The organism is Curtobacterium sp. LFS079, assembly GCF_047977865.1.
Lineage (GTDB): Bacteria > Actinomycetota > Actinomycetes > Actinomycetales > Micrococcaceae > Arthrobacter.
In genome coordinates this window covers 182,066-202,205 of sequence record NZ_JBFPFO010000003.1, presented here as the reverse complement: position 1 = coordinate 202,205, position 20,140 = coordinate 182,066, and the positions used below count along the sequence as shown (strand labels likewise).

Sequence of the window (20,140 nt, the reverse complement as noted above, 5' to 3'; positions counted from 1 at the left end):
CAAGGCCGTTTTGAGCGTTCAAAACGGCCTTGACTGTCAGCTGGTCGGGTTAGGACTCGCTCACCTGCGCCAGCACCTGGGCCGGCTTGTTCGTGGTGATTTCGTGGACGCCCAGGCCCTGGCAGAGTGCCACGTCCCGCTCCGTATCCACGGTCCACACCCGGAAGCGGCGTCCCGACTCGAGCCAGCGCTGCACGGTGCGGGCATGCTTGCGGACGTAGTCGATCCCCGGCCCGGCCAGCCCCACCTCGCAGTCGTCCAGGATCCGCTCCCCCTCCAGCTGGGCAGCCTTCATCACATTGGCCACCGCGCCCCCCGTGATCCGGCCGAGGCCCAGCTCCTCGCGCACTTCCTCCACGCTCACATCGTCCACCAGCTGGCAGATGTGCCGGGCCGGAACGAACTGCAGCAGGTGCTTCACGGAGTCCGGGCTGAAGCTCATGAAGGAGACCGTGATGTTGTCCAGCCGCGAGCTTTCCGCATCCCAGCCCTCCCGGACCAGGAGTTCCAGCAGCCGGTCCTCGAGCTTGAGCTGGTACGGGCTGGGGTGCTTGAGCTCGATCGCAAGCCCGATCTCCCGGCCGGCCCCGCGCAGCAGGTCCAGCAGTTCGGGCAGGGTCAGGAACTGCTCGGAAATCCCGCCGTATTCGTCGGGAATCCGGGCGCCCTTCCACGAAGAGAAGTCCAGGGTGCGCAGTTCGGCCAGGTCCTTCTCGGCCACCGGCCCGGTGCCGTCGGAGGTGCGGTCCAGGTTCGCGTCGTGCAGCAGCACCAGGTGCTGGTCCCGGCTGAGGTGGATGTCGCACTCAACCCCGTCCGCGCCGTCGGCGATCGCCTTCAGGTACGCGGCGCGCGTGTGCTCGGCGAAAACGGCGCTCGCCCCGCGGTGCGCGTAGACCAGCGGCCGCCGCAACGGAGCTGCGTTTTCCGAGGAGTCGCTCTCGGGTGCCTCGATAGTCATGCTGACACGGTAGCCCACCGGCCCGGCGGACACGGGGCTACGCTGGGCACATGCAGGTGAACTCTGAACAAATCCCGACGCCGGAGCGGACCCGCGCCGATAACCCGCCGGAAACGCCGCGCACCGGCGGGGCGTCCGCCGTCGGGCATCCCGCCGCCGTGTCCGCGAGCGACGCCGCCAAGGCCGCGGCGCTGCGCCGGATGAAGAGCGTGGCGCTGGCGCTGCTGATCGGCATGGCGGTGGTGTTCACCGTGGCGTTCGCCCTGCAGAAGCAGCACACGTGGATGGAATACGTGCGGGCCGCGGCCGAGGGCGGCATGGTGGGCGCGCTGGCGGACTGGTTCGCGGTGACGGCCCTGTTCAAGTATCCGATGGGCCTGAAGATCCCGCACACCGCCATCATCCCGCGGCGCAAGGACCAGATCGGCGAGTCGCTGTCCGACTTCGTGGAGAGCAATTTCCTCTCCGAGCAGGTGGTGAAGGACAAGCTGGCCAGCGTGGACATCGCGCGCAAGGCCGGCGAGTGGCTGCGCTCCCCCGGCGGGCCCGAGCGCGTGGCCAAGGAAGGGTCCGCGCTGATCCGCGGCGCGTTCACGGTGTTGAACGACGACGACGTCCAGGCCGTGATCGAGGGCATGTTCCGCAAGCACGTGCTGACTCCGCCGTGGGGACCGCCCGTGGGCCGGATGGCGGAGCGGATCTTCGCCGAGGGACACCACCACAGGCTGGTGGACCTGCTGGTTGACCGGGCCGCGGACTGGGTGGCGGCCAACCACGCCACCGTGAACCGGCTGGTGTCCGACCGTTCGCCGCTGTGGGTGCCGTCCTTCCTGGACGACATGGTGGGCGACAAGGTCCACACCGAGCTGTCCAAGTTCATCCGCGCAGTGCAGGAAGACCCGGACCATCAGGTGCGCCTTTCGATCGACACCTACCTGACCGAACTGGCCTACGACCTGCAGCATGATCCGGCGATGATTGCCAGGGCCGAGGGAATCAAGGCCCAGATCCTCGGTGACCCGGAGGTCCGCGAACTGGCCTCCCGCACATGGGGCACCATCAAGAACGCGCTGCTGAACGCCGTCGACGATCCGGACTCGGAGCTCAGCCTGCGCTTCAAGTCCGCGGTGCGCGACTTCGGCACCCGCCTGGTGGACGACGCCGAACTGGCCGAAAAGGTGAATGCCTGGATCGGCGATGCCGCCGGGTACCTCGTGAACACCTACCGTTCGGACATCGCCGGGGTCATTTCGGACACGGTGGCGCGCTGGGACGCCGAAGAGACGTCACAGAAGATCGAGCTCCAGGTGGGCAAGGACCTGCAGTACATCCGCATCAACGGCACGGTGGTGGGCGCCTTGGCGGGGCTGGCCATCTTCACGGTGGCGCATTTGGTGTTCGGCTAGGCGCCGACCGAGCGGCCCTAGCGAACGGCACGGCTCAGGCGAACGGCGCGATCTCCACGCCGGCGTCTTCCAGGCCTTTCCGCACCGCGGCCGCCAGTTCCACCGCACCCGGGGTGTCGCCGTGGATGCACAGGGAGTCGGCCCGGACGCGGAGCACGGAACCGTCCACGGCCTCCAGTTCGCCGTGGCTCGCAAGGCGCACTGCCCGCTCGACCACCTTGCCGGCGTCGTGCACCACGGCGCCTTCCTGGGAGCGCGGCACCAGGGTGCCGTCCGGGAGGTAGCCGCGGTCCACGAAGGCTTCATGGAACACGGGGTGGCCCACCTCGCCGGCGAGCCGCAGGAACGCGGACCCGGGCAGGCCGAGCACGGGCAGGCCGGGATCGTAGGCCTGGATGGCGGCGACCACGGCTTCGGCCTGGTCCGTGTCGTGCACGATCCTGTTGTACAGCGCGCCATGCGGTTTCACGTAGTCCACCGAAGCGCCCACCGCGTGCGCGATCCCGTCGAGAGCGCCCAACTGGTAGAGCACGTCGCCGTAGAGCTCATCGAAGGACATCTCCATGCTGCGCCGGCCGAAGCCGTGCAGGTCCCGGTAGCCGACGTGGGCGCCCACGCGGACGTCCAGTTCGAAGGCGGCGCGGCAGCTGTCCAGCATGGTCACCGGGTCCCCGGCGTGGAAGCCGCACGCCACATTGGCGCTGCTGACGATCCGGAAGATCGCGGCGTCGTCGCCCATGGTCCAGGAGCCGAGGCCCTCCCCCAAGTCAGCGTTCAGGTCCATGGTTTCCTTCCGTAAGGGTCTTGTTTTCAAAAGGGGTTGCGTCCGCCAGCAGTCCGCCGGGAATGGTGTCCGGCAGCGGCCCGAAGGCGTGCTTGGCCGAGGCCGCGACGGCCCGCCCCATCATCAGGTTCCCGCCGCCACCCACCACGGCGCCCACGCCGAAAGGCAGTGCCCGGCCCAGAAATGCGGTGCCCTGGCGCTTCAGGAGGTTGCGGAGGAAGGCCCGCTGGATGGCGTCCCTGACCATGCCGAAACTGCTTCCGGGCATCTTCCTGCTGAGCGTCTTGCCCCAGGCGTGGGTGACGCCCTTGCCGCGGCCGCGGCTTTGTCCGCTGAATGCTTCAAGCAGCGCCGTGCCCTCCTCGCCGAGCATGATCGCCATGACCATGGTGCGGGCGCGGTCCGGGTCCGTCAGGTGGATGCCGTGCAGCTCGGCGAGCGAGGCGGCGTACAGGGCGGTCGCCTCCAGGAAACCGACGGTGGCCAGCCCGGACAGACCCAGCGAGGCCACCGTTCCCAGTCCCGGCACGACGGCGGTGGCCCCCACGGCGGCTCCCCCGCCTGTGACTGCGAGCAGGTAATCCCGCTCCAGTTTGGCGGCTAGCTGCGCTGCCGTGGCGTGCGGGTGGCGGCGGCGCAGGCGCCGGAGGTTGGCAAGGACGAGTGGCCGCTGCACCTCCACGGCGCGCAGCAGCACGCTGTGGACGCCGGGCTTGGCATTGCCGTGCTCGTCGAACACCGCGTTGTGGACGGTCTCCTGGGCAATCCTGACAGCCGGGTTGGGACGCTTCGCCATGCTCACCTCCGCCTCGGAATGGGTTGCGGTCCTCCGCCCAAGCGTACCGGTCCGGCGTAGACTGGAAACCGTTCACAGGGACCGGTCCAAGCCAGGACAGGAAGTATCCGGAATGAAAAAGAACAGCAACCTGAACGACGTCAGGCACCACAGCGACGCACCCGCCGAAGGCGAAACCGAGGGTTGGGTTCCGCACGACACCGGGCTGCACAGCCAGGACCCGGCCGAGGGTCCGGACGAAGACGAACCCGCCGGCCAATAGCCCGCCCAATTGCCCCGAGCAATAGCCCAAAATCCCCGGCGATCCTAAACTTTAAGCGTGGCTCCACGCCTGCTTGCGGGATCTCCGGGGGACGCAAAACCGGGGCAATTGCTGGAGCGTGTACTGGACGAAGTACACGCCCTGCAGAAGGCCGATGCCGCCAGCCTCCGCGCCCTGCGGCGCAGGTTTTCAGCCCAGATCGCGACGCTGGACGCGGCCGCGGTCTTTGAACTCGCAGACGGTCTCCGCGCAGCCGGCTATGACTGGCTGGGCTGGGAACTGATCAACGCGCACGACGCCGCCTTCCACTCGCTGACCGCGACCCGCCTGCAGGAACTCGGTTCCGAGATTGCGTCCTGGGGCCAGGCCGACGCCTTCGGCACCATCCTCAGCGGACCGGCCTGGCGAGAAGGACTGGTCAGCGATTCCGACGTGGCAGGCTGGGCCCGGAGCGGCAACCGCTGGTGGCGGCGGCTGGCCCTCGTGTCGACCACCGTCCTGAACACCCGCTCCCGCTGGGGAACCGGCGACCGCGACCGGACGCTCGCCGTCGTCATGATCCTCATGCATGACCGGGACGACACCGTGGTGAAGGCGCTCAGCTGGGCGCTGCGTTCCTTGGTGCCCTGGGATCCGCGCGGAGTGCGCACCTTCCTGGAAGCGCACGACGCCGAACTCGCCTCCCGCGTGAAGCGCGAGGTCCGCAGCAAACTGGACACCGGGCTGAAGTCCCCGCGGCGGCACTCACCGCCGCATGCCTGAACCCCATCGAAACGGCCCATCGAAACCCCATCGAAACGGCAGAGTTCCGACGGTAGGCTGGGCTGATGGCTGCTCCGCGAGCCCTCCGGCCCTTTGCGCACCGCGAATACCGGGTGCTGATTATTGCCTTGGCCATTTCGATCTTCGGTTCGGGCATGTGGGCCGTGGCCATGGTGTACCAAGTGATCCAGCTCGGCGGCGGGCCGGTGGAGTTGTCCCTCGTGGCAACGGCGGCGGCGATCGGGCTGGTGGCGTTTGTGCTGGCGGGTGGGATCGCTGCGGACCGGGTGCCCCAGCGGCTGCTCATCATCGCCGTCGAGGGCGCCAACCTGGCCGTTATCGGCACCGTCAGCGTGCTTTCGATGACCGGGCTGCTCCAGCTGTGGCACCTCGCAGCAGGTGCCTTCGTCCTCGGCGTGGGGGCGGCGTTCTTCTTCCCGGCGTACTCGGCGATCCTGCCGAGGATCCTTCCCGCCGAGGACCTGCTCGCGGCCAACGGCATGGAGGGCACCATGCGGCCCATCCTGCAGCAGGCCGCCGGGCCGGCCGTGGCAGGCGTGGTGGTGGCCTCGTTCTCGCCGCCGTGGGCCGTGACCGGGGTGTCCCTGTGCCACCTGACGGCGTTCATCGTACTGAACTTCCTGGGCCGGCACGCCCTGGATGCGCGGGCGAACGGGGCTGGCGGCGCTGGTTCCAGGGGCACCGGTTCCTCGCGCGGTTCCGGCGGCGCAGTCCGCTCCTTCCTGCGTGACCTGCGCGAAGGCGTCAGCTACACCCTGCGCACACCGTGGCTGCTTTGGACCCTGATCTGGGCCTGCCTGTCGGTGCTGTTCATCATCGGGCCGATCGAGGTACTGATCCCGTTCGTGGTGCGCGACCAGCTCGGCGGCGATTCGCGGATGTTCGGCTTCCTGCTGGCAGTCATGGGCGTGGGCGGTGCCATCGCATCGCTGGCCACGGCATCGTTCAAGCTGCCCCGGCGCTATCTCACGGTGATGATCTCCTCCTGGGGGCTGGGCAGCCTGCCGCTGGCCGCCGTCGGGATCATGGACAACTTCTGGGTGCTGGCCGCGGCGCTGTTCATCTTCGGAGCCACCGGCAGCGTGGGCATGGTCATCTGGGGCACGCTGCTGCAGCGCCGGGTCCCCCATCATTTGCTGGGACGCATTTCGAGCCTGGATTTTTTCGTGTCGCTGGCGCTGATGCCGGTGTCCATGGCGCTTTCCGGGCCGGCCGCGCAGGTGGTGCCGATCTGGCTGATCTTCCTGGCCGCGGGGGTGGTGTGTCCGCTGATGTCAGTGGTGGCCCTGTTCGCGGCGCGCATGCTGACGGATGAGATCGAGCACCCCCTGGAAGCGGAGCCTGTGGCTGCCGGGGAGGTTGCCGCGGGACCAGCGGCGATTGATTCTGCAGATCAGACGGGTTCAGGACTGTAAAACCCGCCTCATCTGCAGGATCGATTCCAGCGATCCCGTTGCCCGGTACCAGTCGGATAACGGCGCCCAACGGGGTGCCCGGGCACTGACGCCACGAACGGGACGGCCCCCGCGGTTCGCAAACCGCGGGGGTCATCCACACGAGAACCCTCAGCCCGTTACTTGGCTGTGATGGTCCAATCACCCTCCGAGATGACCTGGATGAATCCGGCCGTCAGTTCCACGGTCCCCGAGTAGGACCCGATCTCGTTGACTGCGAGTTCCGGGAAATCACCACCGTAGCCCTGGACGACGAAGTTGCCTTCGCCCTTGTTGGTGACGGCGGCTTTGGTGCTCGTCCCCTCAAGGAAAACCACCTGGTCTCCGTGGCCCTTCGCCACCCCGTTTGAAGGAGTGACGGACGAAGGGTCTTCAATGACGAGGGTCCAGGCGCTGTCGGCCTTAATGGTGAACCGGGAGGTCGCTGAGCCCTCCTCGGTGTCGATGAGGTAGCTTCCGCTGTAGGCGCCGATGGCGTTCACGAGCACGCTCTCGGCACCGTTCGTTTCCACGACGGTGTTGCCAGTGCAGGCCTTGCAGGTGAAGGTCACGATCGCAGGCTGGCCCGCGAGATCCGCCGATTTGATGTCATCGCCGGTACCGCTGAAGGTCTTCTTCGCGAGTGCGCCAGCACCCGGAGTTTCTTCAGCAGCGGGGGATGCGTCCGGCGTCTCCTGCGGCGAGGCTACCTGCTCAGGATTTTCGGACGCGCTGACGGCCGGCCCGGCAGGGAGCGCTGACGCATTCTTGATGGCGGTCGATGCGACCACCCCGCCTACCGCTCCGGAAACCACTCCCCCGACAAGCAGGACACCCGTGACGATCAAGGCCACAAGCTTGTGCCGGGCATAGCCTTCCAAGGGCTGGCGGTTCTTGTCCGTTTGTTTTCCGGCCACGGTGATGATGAGGTCGACAAGGCTCCAGATGCCGAGACCGCCAGCGGTCACAAGCTTCAGGATGCCGGTCCCGATCTTGCCGAGGTAAAACCGGTCAACGCCCAGGCCCCCGAGGAAGAGGGAAAGCAGCCAGGTGGCCAGGAAAGACTTCCGGGGTGCAGTCGGCGGCACCGGGGCGGCTGGGAAAGCACTCTGTTGGAAACTCTCCGGGGGCGAATAAGGTCCAGGCTGACTCATTTTTGGGTCCTCTCATGGCAGCGGGAAAACAGCCCGCTCAATGACGTGGGTTCGGATGCGAGAAGAGGCGAACGGATCAGTCCGAATCGCAGGAAGCTCGGGGGAAGGCCGCGGAAGGGCCGTAAGATGCGCTACAGGCAGCTGCCAGGCATTTGTCCCCCATTTTCAACACTTCGGCAAATCGCCTCTTGGGGATGCTACACACGATGGGGAAATTCTCCCATTATGACTGGACCACCCGCCCGCCAAGCCGCCCGCCCGCGCACCACCGGCCCCCTGACCGCGCCCATTTAGACGGTTCCCGCACCACTAGACGGCGGGCACCATCGAATAGTGCGGGAACCGTCTAAATGGCGGGGCCGCGGGCGCCGTCCGTGTTCCCCCCAACGGCGGCACCCAGCCGCCCCGCGGCATCCTGCTGGATCCGTGCTGCTTTGGATGAGTAGTCCGCTATGACGCGCAATTCCTCGTCGCTGTACCCTTCCAACAGGGCCGCCAGACCGCCCATGAAGTCGACGAAGTAGGGCATTGCGGCCGTCACTTGGTCCCCCACCAACTCGATCAGGACTTTCCGCTTGTCCTCCGCGTGCTGCACCCGGCGGGCCACGCCCTTGTTCTCAAGCCGCCGCATCAATCCAGTGACCGAGGCTGGCGCCAGGCCGGAATGTTCGCCGAATTCCCCCGCTGTCATGGGCCCGAAGCGCAGCAGGATGTCGATCGCCTTGCCCTCCGTCGCAGACAGCCCGCGCAGCTCGGACAGCTTTGTATGGAACATGACAGCCGCCGTCGAAAGTTCCCGTCCGGAGGCGAAGACAGCCTCGAGCAGGGCTTGGCGCTGCGCACGTCGACGCGGGACTCGTCCCGGCTGAGCTCATGGACGTCGAGGCCGGGCGCATGAAAATGGTCTTCGGCAAGCGCTGCTTCTACTGTTACATGCAGGGCCCCGACGGCAGGATCTGGTGGTTTGCCAACCCGCTCCAGCGCTCATCGGAGGACCCGGCCACCCTGGACCAGGCCGCGCGCAAGTCCTGGCTGACGCAGCTCGTCGACGGGGACCGCACGCCGATGGCCGCCATCGTCGCGGCGACTGACGACATCATCCGGCCGTACACCACCTCCGATTTTCCGAGCATCCCCCGCTGGCACCGGGGCAGGCTGGTGCTGGTGGGGGATGCCGCCCACGCGGCTTCGCCGTCGTCGGGGCAAGGCGCATCGATGGCCATCGAAGACGCCGTCACGCTGGGACGATCACTCCGGTCCGCCTTGCCCGCTGACATTCCCGCCGCCCTGTCCCGCTATGAGGAGGAACGGCGCAGCCGGGCCGAGTTGGTGGTCGAATGGGGCCGCCGGAACGCGGCCCCGAAGATCCGCAGCCAGTTCAGGCGCGTCTTCGAGGACCTCGTACTGAAGGCAGTCTTCCAACTACTCGCCCGGAAGGCCGCCGACAACTTCGACTGGGTTTACCGCCACCACATCGACTGGGATGCACCGGTCCCGGCCTGAGCTTGCGAGGCCGGGACCGACGCCATTCTTTCGCCTCTTTCTTCCGCCTAGCCTTCCAGCGTTCCGACCACCGGCACGCCGGCCGTCGGGAACAGGCTCGGGAAGACCGATGGGTGCGGGACGGGAACCGCCTCGAGCGGCAGCGTGACCGTTTCGGGCCCGACGACGACGCGCTGGCCCCGGACGCTCACCTCCAGGTCGGTGCCACCCGGCTCAGTTGCGGAAGCCGCCGCCGCACCCGAATCAGCCGCGGTCGACAGGGCAATGCTGCCGGGCCGCAGTTCCACGTCCAGCACCTGCCCGCGGAGCCGCAGGCGGAAGGACAGGCTCTCCCAGTCCTCCGGCAGGCGCGGGTCGAAATGCAGCACCTCGCCCTGGTCCCGCATGCCGGCAAAACCGCTCACCAGGGAACTCCAGATGCCGCCGGTGGATGCGATGTGCACGCCGTCAACGGTGTTGTTGTGGGTGTTGTCCAGGTCGATGAACAGCGCCTCGGTGAAGTGCTTCAGCGCGACGTCGGAGTAGCCCACCTCGGCGGCCATGATGCCCTGGACGCATGCGGACAGCGTGGAGTCGCCCGTAGTGATGGGGTCGTAGAAGTCGAAGGCGCGCTGCTTCTCCTCGGCGCTGAAGTCCTGCCACTGCAGGAACATCGCCAGCACCGTGTCCGCCTGCTTGAGCACCTGGTGGCGGTAGATCACCAGCGGGTGGAAGTTCAGCAGCAGCGGGTACTTGGACCGCGGGGTGTTCCAGTCCCAGGGCTCCAGGGTCATGAAGTCGTTGTCCTGCGAATGGACGTCCATGTGCGGGTCGTACGGCAGCGCCATGCGCGAGGCCGCCTGCCGCCAGATGATCCGCTCGCTCTCGGGCACATCCGGGTGCTCCAGCTCGGCTGCGGCCCGGAGGTTAAAGCGTGCCATGACGTTGGTGTAGAGGTTGTCGTTGACCACGGCGGTGTACTCGTCCGGGCCGGTGACGCCGTGGATGTGGAACATGCCGTCCTTGCCGAAGAAGCCCAGGGACGCCCACATCCGGGCCGTTTCGATCAGCAGTTCGGCACCGATCTCGTTGGCGAACGCGGTGTCCCCGCTGGCCCACCGGTAGCGGTTGGCCGCGAAAGCGATGGCCGCGGCGATGTGGAACTGGGCCGTTCCGGCGGCGTAGTAGGCGCTGGCTTCGAGGCCGTTGATGGTGCGCCACGGGAACAGCGCGCCGTCCACGCTGAGCTCCTTGGCCCGGATCCGGGCGTCGGGCAGCATGGCGTGGCGCGATTCGAGGACCTGCCGGGCGGCCGCCGGATTGGTGTAGCTCAGGTACGGCAGCAGGTAGATCTCCTGGTCCCAGAAGTAGTGCCCCTCGTAGCCGGAACCGCTCACGCCCTTAGCCGGGATGCCCGCGACGCCGGCCCGCGCCGTGGCCTGGGCCAGCTGGAAGAGGTTCCAGCGCACAGCCTGCTGCATCTCGGCCTGCCCGCCGATCACGATGTCCGCGGTGGCCCAGTAGTTGCGGTAGTGCTCCGCGCTTTCGGCGAGCAGGGCGTCGAACGTGACCAGGCGCAGTTCCGCCTCCGCGGCGAGCGCTTCGCCCGGGTCATCAACGGTGTCCTCCACCGCACTGACCACATAGCTGACGCTCTTCTCGAGACGGAAGGTCTCGCCGTCGTTCACTGCCAGGACGTACCGGACAGTCGACTCGTCCTCCCCCACCACCGTCTCGAAAGGCTGGCCTTCCATGGAGATCCAGTGGTCCACGGCCAAGCCGATGCGCTGCCGGGATTCCGCGGTTTCCCAGGCGAGGCGGAGCGAGCCGTCCGTGCCCTGCATGTGCAGCGGACGCAGCACCCGGCCCGCGTGCCGGCCCGAACGCCGGGGGTCGTGGGCCGAGTGGTCCTCCACAGGCTGGTCCTGCCGGTTGAGGACGGCGGAGGTGATATCGACGGAGGCTGCACGATCGGAGCTCAGGCTGAATTCGATGCCGAGGCAGCCGCGCGATTCGAAGCCCACCACGCGGCGCTCGACGGTGGTGACAATGGCGCCGGAGCGGCATTCCCAGGTGACGGCGCATTCGTATACGCCGGTAGCGAAGTCAAGGCTGCGCCGGTAGTCGCGCACGGCGGACTCGGCGAGGGAGAGCTGCTCGCCGTCGACCATCACGGTGAAGTTGTTGGCGTCCGGGACGTACACGATCCGCTGCCCGGTGCGGGCAAAGCCGTAGGCGTTCTCGGCGTGCTTGATGTCCCAGATCTCGTGGAATCCGTTGATGAAAGTTCCGGGGAGATCGCCGTCAGCGGGGGCCCAGTGCCCGCCACGGATTCCGAGGTGCCCGTTGCCGAGGCTGAAGAGGGTTTCAAGGGTGCCGGCGTCGCCGGGGACATGGATGGATTCCACGAGCTTCCACGGTTCGCAAGGGAAGCGCAGCCGGTCGGAGCTGATGAGTGCCATGGGGAGGTGCCTTTTCGAACGGAGATGGATTGGGGAGATTCGGAGCTTTAGGGTTCTGAGTTTGGGATTCAGAGCTTGGGGGGTTCTGAGTTTGGGATTCAGAGCTTGGGGGGTTCTGAGTTTGGGATTCAGAGGAGGGGTTCAGAGGAGGTCGTCGAGGTCGTCCACCACAACGGTGGCCCCGGCGTCGAGCAGGGTCTGCCGGCCCGCACCGCGGTCCACGCCGATCACCGCCCGGAAGTTGCCGGCGCTGCCGGCCTGCACGCCGGACACCGCGTCCTCCACCACGATGCAGTCCTCCGCCGGAACATCCAGCAGGCGGGCCGCGTAGTCGAAGGTGGCCGGGTCGGGTTTGCCGGGGAGTCCGACGGCGTCCGCCACCTGCCCGTCGACCACCACCGGGAAGTAGCCGTCCAGCCCGGCAGCCTTGAGTACCGCGGGGGCGTTCCGGGAGGAAGAAACGACGGCGAGCTTGAGTCCGCGCTCCAGCGCGGCGTGGATGAAACGGACGGAGCCGGCGTACGGCTCCACCCCGCGGTTGGACACAATTTCATTGAAGATCAAGTTCTTGCGGTTGCCAAGTCCCTGCACGGTTGCGCTCTCCGGGGCGTCGTCCAGGGGTCCTTCGGGCAGGGTGATTCCGCGGGAGGCAAGGAAGTCCCGGACACCGTTGAAGCGCGGCTTTCCGTCGATGAAGTCGAAGTAGTCGCTCTCCTGGTAGCCCTCGGCGTGGCCTGTCTCGGCGAGGTAGCCGTCGAACAGTTCCTGCCAGGCCTGTTCGTGCACCACTGCGGTGGGCGTCAGCACGCCGTCGAGGTCGAACAGCAAGGCCGAGGCACCCGTCCAGGTGGAGCTCAGGGCAGCGTGGGATTCAGTCATGGTTCTTTTCCGTTCGGCGTTTGCGGCGGGTGGTCTTGCGTTCGATGAGTTTGGTGTCGAGGAAATGGCTGGTGGGCGGGTGGTCCGGTTCCGGGTTCAGCAGGCGTTCGCAGAGCAGGTTCGCCGCGAAGGCTCCCTGGTCCGCGACGGGCTGCGCCACGGTGCTCAGGCCGAGGAACCAGCTCATGGGGTGGTCGTCGATCCCGATCACGGATACGTCCTTCGGGGCGCCCAGGCCGTGCTCCCGCAGCGCCATCAGGGCACCGAAGGCGGTCTCATCGCAGTCGGCGAAGAGGGCGCTGGGCAGCCCTCGGTGGGCGATGAGCTCGGTCATGGCACTCCGCCCGCCCTCGATGGAGGAACCGGCATTGACCACAAGGTCCGGGTGGACGGTGAGGTCGTGTTCGGCCAGCGCGCGGCTGAAACCATCAAGGCGGTTGTTGCTGGTGCGAACGGAATACCCGCCCAGTTCCCGGCCGGATAGCACTGCCAGGTCCCAGTGGCCCAGCTCCAGCAGGTGGGAGGTGGCCGCCCAGGCGGCGTGTTCGTCGTCGATCCCTACGTTATCCCAGGGGACCCCGCTCATTCCAACGCTGGCGACCGCCAGGCCGGATCCTGCCAGCGCATCGATTTCACCGGCGTCCAGGTCCACGTTCAGCAGCAGGACCCCGTCCACCCGCTGGCGCAGGGCGGCGAGGTCCGCGAATATGCGGTTCCTGACCCCGGCGTTATTCCGCAGGCTGACCAGGACGGTGTCGTGCCCGCCGTCGGCGAAGACTTCCTCGGCAGATTCCACTGCCTGGGCGAAAAACCAGGCCGTGGCCGTCGGGGCGATGATGGCGATGGATCCCGTGCTCCCGCCGGCCAGCCGTGCGGCGGCGGGAGAAGCCCGGTAGCCAAGCTTCTCAGCCGCTTCGGCAACCTTGCGGTGGGCTTTTTCGGACACATTCGGCAAATTGCGCAGGGCCCGGGAAACGGTGCAAATGGACAATCCTGAGAGGACAGCAACGTCCTGGATGGTGGCGCGCTGGGCACTAACCATGCAACACGGCCTCAACCCTTTCCATGCTTGTTCAACGGTGCGGCGACTCACCGCACCGAGAGATTGTAAGCGTTTACAATTTTGCCTATCAAGGGCTGCACGAACGCGTCGCCAGTATTACGCGGGGCCCACTTCAGCGGAGCACATAGTGGCGCAGGAAGGTGCCCACGTCGGCCAGTTCCATGGCCTCGATCCGGTGGCCCATTCCGGGGTAGGTGCGGGCTGTGAGGGCGGTGTTTTGCTCCAGCCAGTCAGCGGTGTATTCCACGGCGTCCTCGTTGATCACGGGGTCCGCCTTGTCCCGGCCCCAGAAGAACGGCGGCGGGGCGTCGAAGGATTCGCTCAGGGACAAAAGCTCGTTCTCCAGCACGAAGCCGGACAGGCCAACCGTCGCCTTGAAGCCGTGTGGCCTGAGCCGCAGCAGGGTGCTGGCCATGGCCATGCCTTGGGAATAGCCCAGCAGGCTCACGCTGCTGTGGTTGCCCTTGACGGAGTCGATCCAGGCGAACACCTTGTTGGCTGCCGTGATGACGTCGGCGAAATCGTTGGCCAGGAAGTAGTCCAGCAGGAACCAGCCGTAGTCGTCCCCGATCACCATGGGAGCGCGGGGCGCGGCGCAGGTGAATTCCTCCGGCAGTTCGGGGAAGAGCTTGGCCATGCGCTGCTCGTCCGTGCCGTAGCCGTGCATCATCACAAGCAGGGGCGTTCCCGCACGCTCGTTTTCGGGCCTGGACCACAGGACGGTATCCATGGGGACAAGCGTAAGCGCTCACACAAAACGCGGCAGGCCGCCGTCGGGATCAGGTCCCGACGGCGGCCTGCCGCCTGTTGCTGGTGCCTCAGCCGAGCGCCGGGCTGCGGGTGGCGCCGGGGCGGCGGGCGGCCTGCAGCGCGAGCAGCACCTCGCGGGTTTCCGGGTTGGCGACGGTGTCGATGGTGGTCCAGGCCATGCCGAGCGCGCCGTCAAGGGCGGCCTGCTCACCGGCGGGGGATCCGGCGTCGGCGGCGAATTCGATGGTGTGCGGAACGCCGCTGGCACCCAGCACCGAGATCATCGGGTGGATGGACGGCACGGCGTGGGACACGTTGCCCATGTCCGTGGAGCCGCCGCCGAGCCTGCTGGTCTGCACCACCGTGCGGCCCATGCTGCCCAGGTTCCGGTCCCAGGCTTCGGCGAGCAGGGTGTTCTGGACGAGGTTCTCGTAGCGCGGCTCAGTGGGGGTGACCTCCCAGGTGCAGCCGCTGGCCAGGGCGCCGCCTGCGAAGCAGTTGAGCATGCGCTCCTTGGCGTCCTCGAGGGTCGCCAGGTCGTGCGCGCGGACCTCGGCGCTGACCACGGTGCGGGCCGGGATGATGTTGGTGACCTCGCCGCCGCGTTCCACGAAGGCGTTCAGGCGGATGCCGTCGGCGAGCTGCTGGCGGAGCAGGCCGATGCCCACGAGGGAGATGGTGGCGGCGTCGGCGGCGTTGATGGCCTTGTCCGGGGCGGCTGCGGCGTGTGCGGCGCGGCCGTTGAAGGTGATGGCGAAGCGGTCCACGGCCTGGGTGCGGGTGATGGCGCAGCTGAGGTCCTCGCCGGTGGCGCCGTGCACCATCATGGACACGGTGGCCTGCTCCCAGGCGCCGGCTTCGAGCAGCAGCGCCTTGCCGCCGCCATGCTCCTCCGCCGGCGTGCCGAGCAGCACCACGCGCAGGCCGAGCTCGTCGGCAACTTCGCCGAGCGCGAGCGCGGCGCCGAGGCCCGCCGTCGCGATGATGTTGTGGCCGCAGGCATGGCCGATTTCCGGCAGGGCGTCGTATTCGGCGCAGATCACCACGGTGAAGTCGCCGGTGCCGCGCACCGCCTCGAAGCAGGTCTCCATGCCGTAGGCGCTGCGTTCGACGGCGAAGCCGGCCTCCTCGGCCACCGTTGCCAGGGTTTCAGCGGCGAGCCGTTCCTCGAAGGCCAGTTCCGGGTTGTCGTGGATGATCCGGCTGACTTCGCGGAGGCGGTCCTCCCAGGAGGCGATGGTGCCGGAGGCTGCCTTCTTGAGGGTTTCGACGTCGACGGCGGTGGCTTGGCTGGGCATGGTGGCCTTTCGGGTTCGGCGGGTTGTCGGGGGGTTGTCAGGGGCGGGTTGCGTTAGTGGTGGCCCATACCGAGCGTGAACTGGGCGATGACCACGGAGAAGAAGTAGGAGGAGGCGATGGCGACCAGGCCAACCGGAACGATCCGCCAGCCGATGCGGCGCAACAGCGGGATGTCCTTGCCAAGGCTCAGGCCTGCGACGGTGAGCACCACGGTGCAGATGGACAGGAAGTTGACGCTGCCGACCATCGTGATGAGGGTCTTGGCGATCGGCGAGACGGGGCTGGAGGCCAGGGCGCCCAGGGTGATCATGAAGACCATGCTGGGCACCTTGCCGCGGCACAGCCTGGACAGGCCCAGGCCCGCCAGCAGCAGGGCGTCGATGATGGCGTAGCCTCCGACGATGTTCCAGGAGAAACCGCCCGCCGCGATCGAGGCAATGAAGATGCCGATCACCGTCAGGACGGGCATGGCGATGTAGAGCGGCACCCGCACGGGGCCGCGGTTCTCGCCTTCGGCAGCGGCGGATTCGGCAGACGCGGACTCGACGGCGGCGGACTCGACGGCGGCCGTATCCGCGGGCGCGGCGGTGGCCTTTTCAGCCGTGGTGTCCAGGTGCGGGAAACGGCGGATGAGGCCGTTGTAGATCTTGTCCGCCAGGGGCAGGGCGATCCAGATGCCGACGTAGACGCCCAGCAGGCTGGTGATGATGTTGGAGGTGCCTGCGACCGCGATGATCTGGTCCTTCAGTTCGGGGAACTGGGCAGCAACGCTTGCGGCGCCGGCCGCCATCATGGAACCGGACCCGACGCCGGCACCCATGGCCAGCGCCAGCGGGTCGAAGACCCTGAGGGACGCGGCGACGGAGGCCAGCAGGGAGATGAAGACGGCGCCGAAGATGGTGCCGAAGACGTACATGGACAGGACGCCGCGGTACGGGTGGGAATCGGTGCCGTACTTTTCGCTGACCATGGCGAAGGAGCCTTCGCGGTCGATGGAGAAGGTGGCGCCGATGGTTGCGGGACCCATCTTCAGGAACACGGCCAGGGGCAGCGCCAGGATGAGGGTGCCCAGCAGGTGGCCGAGCTCCTGGAGCAGCAGGGCGGGGCCGGCGCGGAAGAGCAGCGGGATGTTCGGGCCGATGGTGAAGGCCAGACTTCCCACGAGGATGAGGACGGAAACACCCATCAGGGCCCCGGCGGCGGACTGGAAGCTCCGCGGCAGCGGCCGGAACTTCTGCGAGGAGACGATACCGCCCGCCAGGATGCCCCACACCATGGGCAGGATGGTGATGGCGGCGAAGCCCACGGGAATGACCAAGGGGCCGACGAGCTGGCTCAGCGTTGCCAGGAGCAGCGCGAGCCCGCCGATGGGCCAGAGCCATGCCAAGGAACCCCTGGTGCGTTTGGGGGCCGCGAGGAGAGTTGGTGAAGTCATGGGATTTCCTTGCTGGGGACTGGGGATGGAAACCGGATGGGCTTATAAGCTATATAACGCGCATCACAGCGCCTCGAATATGCAGGAAATTCAGGAAAGTGAGGGCGATAATGCAGGATTTCGATTTCGATGAGCGCGATCTCCGCCTGCTGCATGCCCTCCAGATCCGCCCGCGCGCGCCGTGGGCCACCCTGGCGCCGGCCGTAGGAGCGGACCCCGTCACGCTCGCCCGGCGTTGGGAACAGCTCCAGGAACAGGGCCTGGCATGGATCGGCTGCTACCAGGGCGCGGGGAGGGGCGTCGTCATGGCATTCCTGGAAATCGAGTGCGCGCCGTCGAGCATGGCCCCGGTGACGGAGGAGCTGGCGGGCGACCCGGAAGTGCTCACGATCGACCTGACGGCGGGCGGGCGCGACATGGTGGTCACCCTGGTCTGCCGGGACGACGCCGAGCTGTCCCGGTACGTGCTGGACCGGCTGTCCACCGTGGAAGGCATCCGCAGCATGCGCACGCACCGTTCCATCCAGGTGGTGGCCGACGCCCAGGTGTGGCGCCTGCGCTCCCTGAATACGGGCGAGGTCAAGGCACTCGAACGGGCCGTGGCGCCGCCGAAAGAGCTTCTGTCCAGGGTTCCGGCGGACATCGAGGAAGGCTTGCTCGGGATCCTGCGCGCGGACGCCCGGGCCTCCGTGTCCAGGATTTCCGGCGAACTGGGCATCAGCCAGGCCCGGGCACGGAGTGCGTTGAACACCGTCCTGGCCCAGCAGCGCGTGGTCATCCGCCTGGAGGTGGCCCGGCCATACTCGGGGTGGCCGGTGTATGTGTGGTTCTTCATGCGCGTGCCGGCAACCCAGGTGGGTTCGGTGGCGGGGAAGCTGGTGGGCCTGGACGAGGTCCGGCTGGTCACCACCACGGTGGGCAACTACTCCCTGGTAGTGGCCGTGTGGCTGCGCCGCATCGAGGACATCACTCTGCTGGAGCGGCATCTCGGCGAGCGCCTGCCCTTCGCCGAGATCGTGGACCGCTCGATCGTGCTGCGTACCCCGAAGCACCTGGGCATCCGCTTGGACCCTTCGGGCCGGCGGATTGTGGGTTAAGGGCGGACCGGGCCGGCGGATTCTGGGTTAAGGGCGGACCGGGCCGGCGCGTCCCGGCTGGATTCGGTGGCGCTTATAAAGTCAGACCCCCTTGCTTGAATTGGTTCATGGAGATCAGCACCCGTTTGGAGGAGAGGGCACCGCACACCGATGCGGTGTTCGATCCTTTGCTGGTCTTGGACGGGTTGGTCTCCACGTTGGTGTCTTTGGAATCGACGATCGCCAGCTTGCAGGGCCTGCGGGAGTACACCCTCGCCCTCGCTTCCCGGCTCGGTGATGCGATGAGCGACGGCGGCGCCCGGCCGCCAGGATTCAACACCGCCCGGTGGGATGCGGCGGAGCTGGCGCAGCGTGCTGTGGCGGCGGAGATCGCGACGGCGACCCGCGCGAACGACCGCACTGTGCAGCGGCCAGATGAGCCAGGCCGTTGAGCTGCTGGACCGATTCCCGGCAACGTTCGAGGCCTTGGCGCAGGGCCGGATCAGCCTGGCCCACGCCCGCGTGATTCAGGACGCCGGCACGCCCTTGGACGATCCCGCCGCCTTGGCCCGGTACGAGACCGTGATGGTCTCGTACGCCGAAGAGCAGGCTCCCGGACGGGTGCGGCGCCTGGCCGTCCGGGAAGCCGAGAAAGCCCAGCCCGAACCGTTGGCCACCCGGCATGAACGGGCGGCCGGGGAACGGCGTGTCTGGGTGACACCTTTGCCGGACGGCATGGCCGAACTCGGCGCCGTGCTGCCAGCAGCGGTCGCCTACGGCATCCACGACCGCCTCACCCGTATGGCACAGGCACACGCAGAAGCCGCACGGACGCCTGCAGCCGACGCCGGCGAACCGCACCCGAGCGATGAATTAGTCCGGAACACCGATCAACTTCGCGCCGACCTGCTCTCAGACCTGCTGCTCCGCGGCGCCCCCACCGGGCACGACACCCCGGACGGACTCCTGGCAGCCATCACGGCCCGCGTGGATGTCACTGTTCCAGTGCTGACGCTCATCAACGGGACGAACCCGGTCCATAGCCAAGGCCCGACTGCAGGCAACCGTTCCGCAGCAGGCAATCCGGCCGCCGGACACACAGCCGGCGACAAGCCCGCGGACACCGCTTCTATGGCCGACGGCCCCGGCGTTCCGGACGCCCGGATCCCGGCCGAACTCGACGGGCGACACCCCATCGACCCGGGCACCGCAAAACTCCTCGCCGGACAAGCCACGGGCTGGAACAGGGTTTTGACCGATCCCTACTCCGGCGCGGTCCTGGCCGTGGACAGATACAGACCCGGCGAAGACCTCAAACGACTGCTTGCGGCCCGGGATTCACGCTGCCGCTTCCCGGGCTGCGGGATCAAAGCCCGCGAACTGGATCTCGACCACACCCACGACGCCGCGCTCGGGGGGACCACCGAAGCTGCCAACCTCGCCGGACTCTGCCGGCGCCACCACACCCTGAAACACCATGGCCGTTGGACTACCCGGCAAACTGGAAATGGAAACCTCGAGTGGACCAGCCCCACCGGCCGGACATACAAAGACAGTCCACCCCTGCCTCCAAGCCACACGGTTGACTCCATCGACACCTCAGGGGCAGCGCCGAAAACCACCGGCGATCAGCCAGCTGCCCCCGAGCCGCCGCCCTTCTGAGCGCCCTGCCGCCCGCGGCCCACCCTTCTGACCGCCCTGCCGCCCCCGGCCCATACTTCTGACCGCCCTGCCGCCCGGAAGACAAACCTGTCCTCCGGAGACCAGATGTGCCGGTTGTCGCAGCTATAGCCGCGCAGCCACGGCTGACCATCCACGACACGAAGATAGAAGCCCTTCGGATACTCGTCGTCTTCGCTGAGGAGCGGCGAAGCGACCGTGATTGCGCCCCGAGGCGCACGGCCCGAGGACATGACCGGGTCGGACGCCGTCGCCTGACTGAGCCACGCGAGACGGAAGTACGGACCCGTATCCGGCGGGCAGTGCAGGAGCCCTGTGCCTGCGCGGCAGCGAAGATGTCGGTCAGCACCGCACCGTCCGCCAAGCCCAATTCACCGACCGTGCGCTGGACAATGACAACTTCCTGTCCTGCCCGCTCGTCGAAGACGGGATTCC

At 67.5% G+C, this 20,140-nt stretch carries 19 protein-coding genes; 8 read left to right on the top strand and 11 right to left on the bottom strand.

Annotated elements, in window-relative coordinates; translation table 11 throughout:
- Positions 1–49: 49 nt before the first annotated feature.
- Complete coding sequence (locus ACNQPB_RS06830; protein WP_498750238.1) at positions 50–961, bottom strand: glycerophosphodiester phosphodiesterase; 912 nt, start codon at positions 959–961, stop codon at positions 50–52.
- A 50-nt stretch (positions 962–1,011) separates the two neighbouring features.
- Here ACNQPB_RS06830 and ACNQPB_RS06825 point away from each other — a divergent pair, with 50 nt between their 5' ends.
- The gene (locus ACNQPB_RS06825; protein ID WP_498750236.1) at positions 1,012–2,367 is read left to right on the top strand and encodes a DUF445 domain-containing protein; all 1,356 of its coding nucleotides are present in this window, start codon (positions 1,012–1,014) and stop codon (positions 2,365–2,367) included.
- 34 nt (positions 2,368–2,401) lie between these two features.
- Here ACNQPB_RS06825 and ACNQPB_RS06820 read toward each other — a convergent pair whose 3' ends face one another.
- A complete protein-coding gene (locus ACNQPB_RS06820) occupies positions 2,402–3,151 on the bottom strand; it encodes a LamB/YcsF family protein (RefSeq protein WP_498750235.1) in 750 nt (249 codons plus the stop codon).
- On the bottom strand, positions 3,135–3,947 hold the full coding sequence (locus ACNQPB_RS06815) for a hypothetical protein (protein WP_498750234.1): 813 nt from the start codon (positions 3,945–3,947) through the stop codon (positions 3,135–3,137). The genes ACNQPB_RS06820 and ACNQPB_RS06815 overlap by 17 nt, the downstream gene beginning before the upstream one ends.
- A 112-nt stretch (positions 3,948–4,059) precedes the next feature.
- Here ACNQPB_RS06815 and ACNQPB_RS06810 point away from each other — a divergent pair, with 112 nt between their 5' ends.
- The 3 genes from ACNQPB_RS06810 (at position 4,060) to ACNQPB_RS06800 (ending at position 6,407) form a co-directional block, all read left to right on the top strand.
- The gene (locus tag ACNQPB_RS06810; RefSeq protein ID WP_498750233.1) at positions 4,060–4,209 is read left to right on the top strand and encodes a hypothetical protein; all 150 of its coding nucleotides are present in this window, start codon (positions 4,060–4,062) and stop codon (positions 4,207–4,209) included.
- Between the two features lie 57 nt (positions 4,210–4,266).
- Positions 4,267–4,971: a DNA alkylation repair protein gene (locus ACNQPB_RS06805; protein ID WP_498750231.1), complete on the top strand. Its 705-nt coding sequence runs from the start codon at positions 4,267–4,269 to the stop codon at positions 4,969–4,971.
- Between the two features lie 65 nt (positions 4,972–5,036).
- The gene (locus tag ACNQPB_RS06800; RefSeq protein ID WP_498750229.1) at positions 5,037–6,407 is read left to right on the top strand and encodes an MFS transporter; all 1,371 of its coding nucleotides are present in this window, start codon (positions 5,037–5,039) and stop codon (positions 6,405–6,407) included.
- 158 nt (positions 6,408–6,565) lie between these two features.
- Here the strand turns inward: ACNQPB_RS06800 and ACNQPB_RS06795 are convergent, their stop codons facing one another.
- Positions 6,566–7,513: a TM2 domain-containing protein gene (locus ACNQPB_RS06795; RefSeq protein WP_498750228.1), complete on the bottom strand. Its 948-nt coding sequence runs from the start codon at positions 7,511–7,513 to the stop codon at positions 6,566–6,568.
- A 412-nt stretch (positions 7,514–7,925) separates the two neighbouring features.
- Positions 7,926–8,354, bottom strand: coding sequence for a MarR family transcriptional regulator (locus ACNQPB_RS06790; protein WP_498750226.1), 429 nt, complete (start codon positions 8,352–8,354; stop codon positions 7,926–7,928).
- A 98-nt stretch (positions 8,355–8,452) separates the two neighbouring features.
- Between ACNQPB_RS06790 and ACNQPB_RS06785 the strand changes: the two genes are divergently transcribed.
- Positions 8,453–9,082: an FAD-dependent oxidoreductase gene (locus ACNQPB_RS06785; protein ID WP_498750224.1), complete on the top strand. Its 630-nt coding sequence runs from the start codon at positions 8,453–8,455 to the stop codon at positions 9,080–9,082.
- Between the two features lie 47 nt (positions 9,083–9,129).
- Here the strand turns inward: ACNQPB_RS06785 and ACNQPB_RS06780 are convergent, their stop codons facing one another.
- The 6 genes from ACNQPB_RS06780 to ACNQPB_RS06755 form a co-directional block, all read right to left on the bottom strand.
- On the bottom strand, positions 9,130–11,523 hold the full coding sequence (locus tag ACNQPB_RS06780; protein ID WP_498750222.1) for a glycoside hydrolase family 65 protein: 2,394 nt from the start codon (positions 11,521–11,523) through the stop codon (positions 9,130–9,132).
- A gap of 141 nt (positions 11,524–11,664) precedes the next feature.
- Entirely contained in the window at positions 11,665–12,402 is a 738-nt protein-coding gene (locus ACNQPB_RS06775) for an HAD family hydrolase (protein WP_498750220.1), read from the bottom strand.
- Positions 12,395–13,444: a LacI family DNA-binding transcriptional regulator gene (locus ACNQPB_RS06770; protein ID WP_498750219.1), complete on the bottom strand. Its 1,050-nt coding sequence runs from the start codon at positions 13,442–13,444 to the stop codon at positions 12,395–12,397. The genes ACNQPB_RS06775 and ACNQPB_RS06770 overlap by 8 nt, the downstream gene beginning before the upstream one ends.
- Positions 13,445–13,577: 133 nt before the next feature.
- A complete protein-coding gene (locus ACNQPB_RS06765) occupies positions 13,578–14,195 on the bottom strand; it encodes an alpha/beta hydrolase (protein WP_498750217.1) in 618 nt (205 codons plus the stop codon).
- 88 nt (positions 14,196–14,283) lie between these two features.
- Positions 14,284–15,513 (bottom strand): amidohydrolase, encoded by a 1,230-nt coding sequence (locus ACNQPB_RS06760; protein WP_498750216.1) that lies wholly within the window; start codon positions 15,511–15,513, stop codon positions 14,284–14,286.
- A 53-nt stretch (positions 15,514–15,566) separates the two neighbouring features.
- Entirely contained in the window at positions 15,567–16,949 is a 1,383-nt protein-coding gene (locus ACNQPB_RS06755; RefSeq protein ID WP_498750215.1) for a DUF3100 domain-containing protein, read from the bottom strand.
- 110 nt (positions 16,950–17,059) lie between these two features.
- On the opposite strand from ACNQPB_RS06755, the gene ACNQPB_RS06750 reads away from it, so the two are divergent.
- From ACNQPB_RS06750 to ACNQPB_RS06740, 3 genes are all read left to right on the top strand, one after another.
- Positions 17,060–18,046, top strand: coding sequence for an Lrp/AsnC family transcriptional regulator (locus tag ACNQPB_RS06750; RefSeq protein WP_498750214.1), 987 nt, complete (start codon positions 17,060–17,062; stop codon positions 18,044–18,046).
- A 107-nt stretch (positions 18,047–18,153) separates the two neighbouring features.
- Positions 18,154–18,477: a hypothetical protein gene (locus ACNQPB_RS06745; protein ID WP_498750212.1), complete on the top strand. Its 324-nt coding sequence runs from the start codon at positions 18,154–18,156 to the stop codon at positions 18,475–18,477.
- A complete protein-coding gene (locus ACNQPB_RS06740; RefSeq protein WP_498750210.1) occupies positions 18,461–19,687 on the top strand; it encodes an HNH endonuclease signature motif containing protein in 1,227 nt (408 codons plus the stop codon). Before ACNQPB_RS06745 ends, ACNQPB_RS06740 begins: the two co-directional genes overlap by 17 nt.
- The last annotated feature ends 453 nt before the right edge of the window (positions 19,688–20,140 follow it).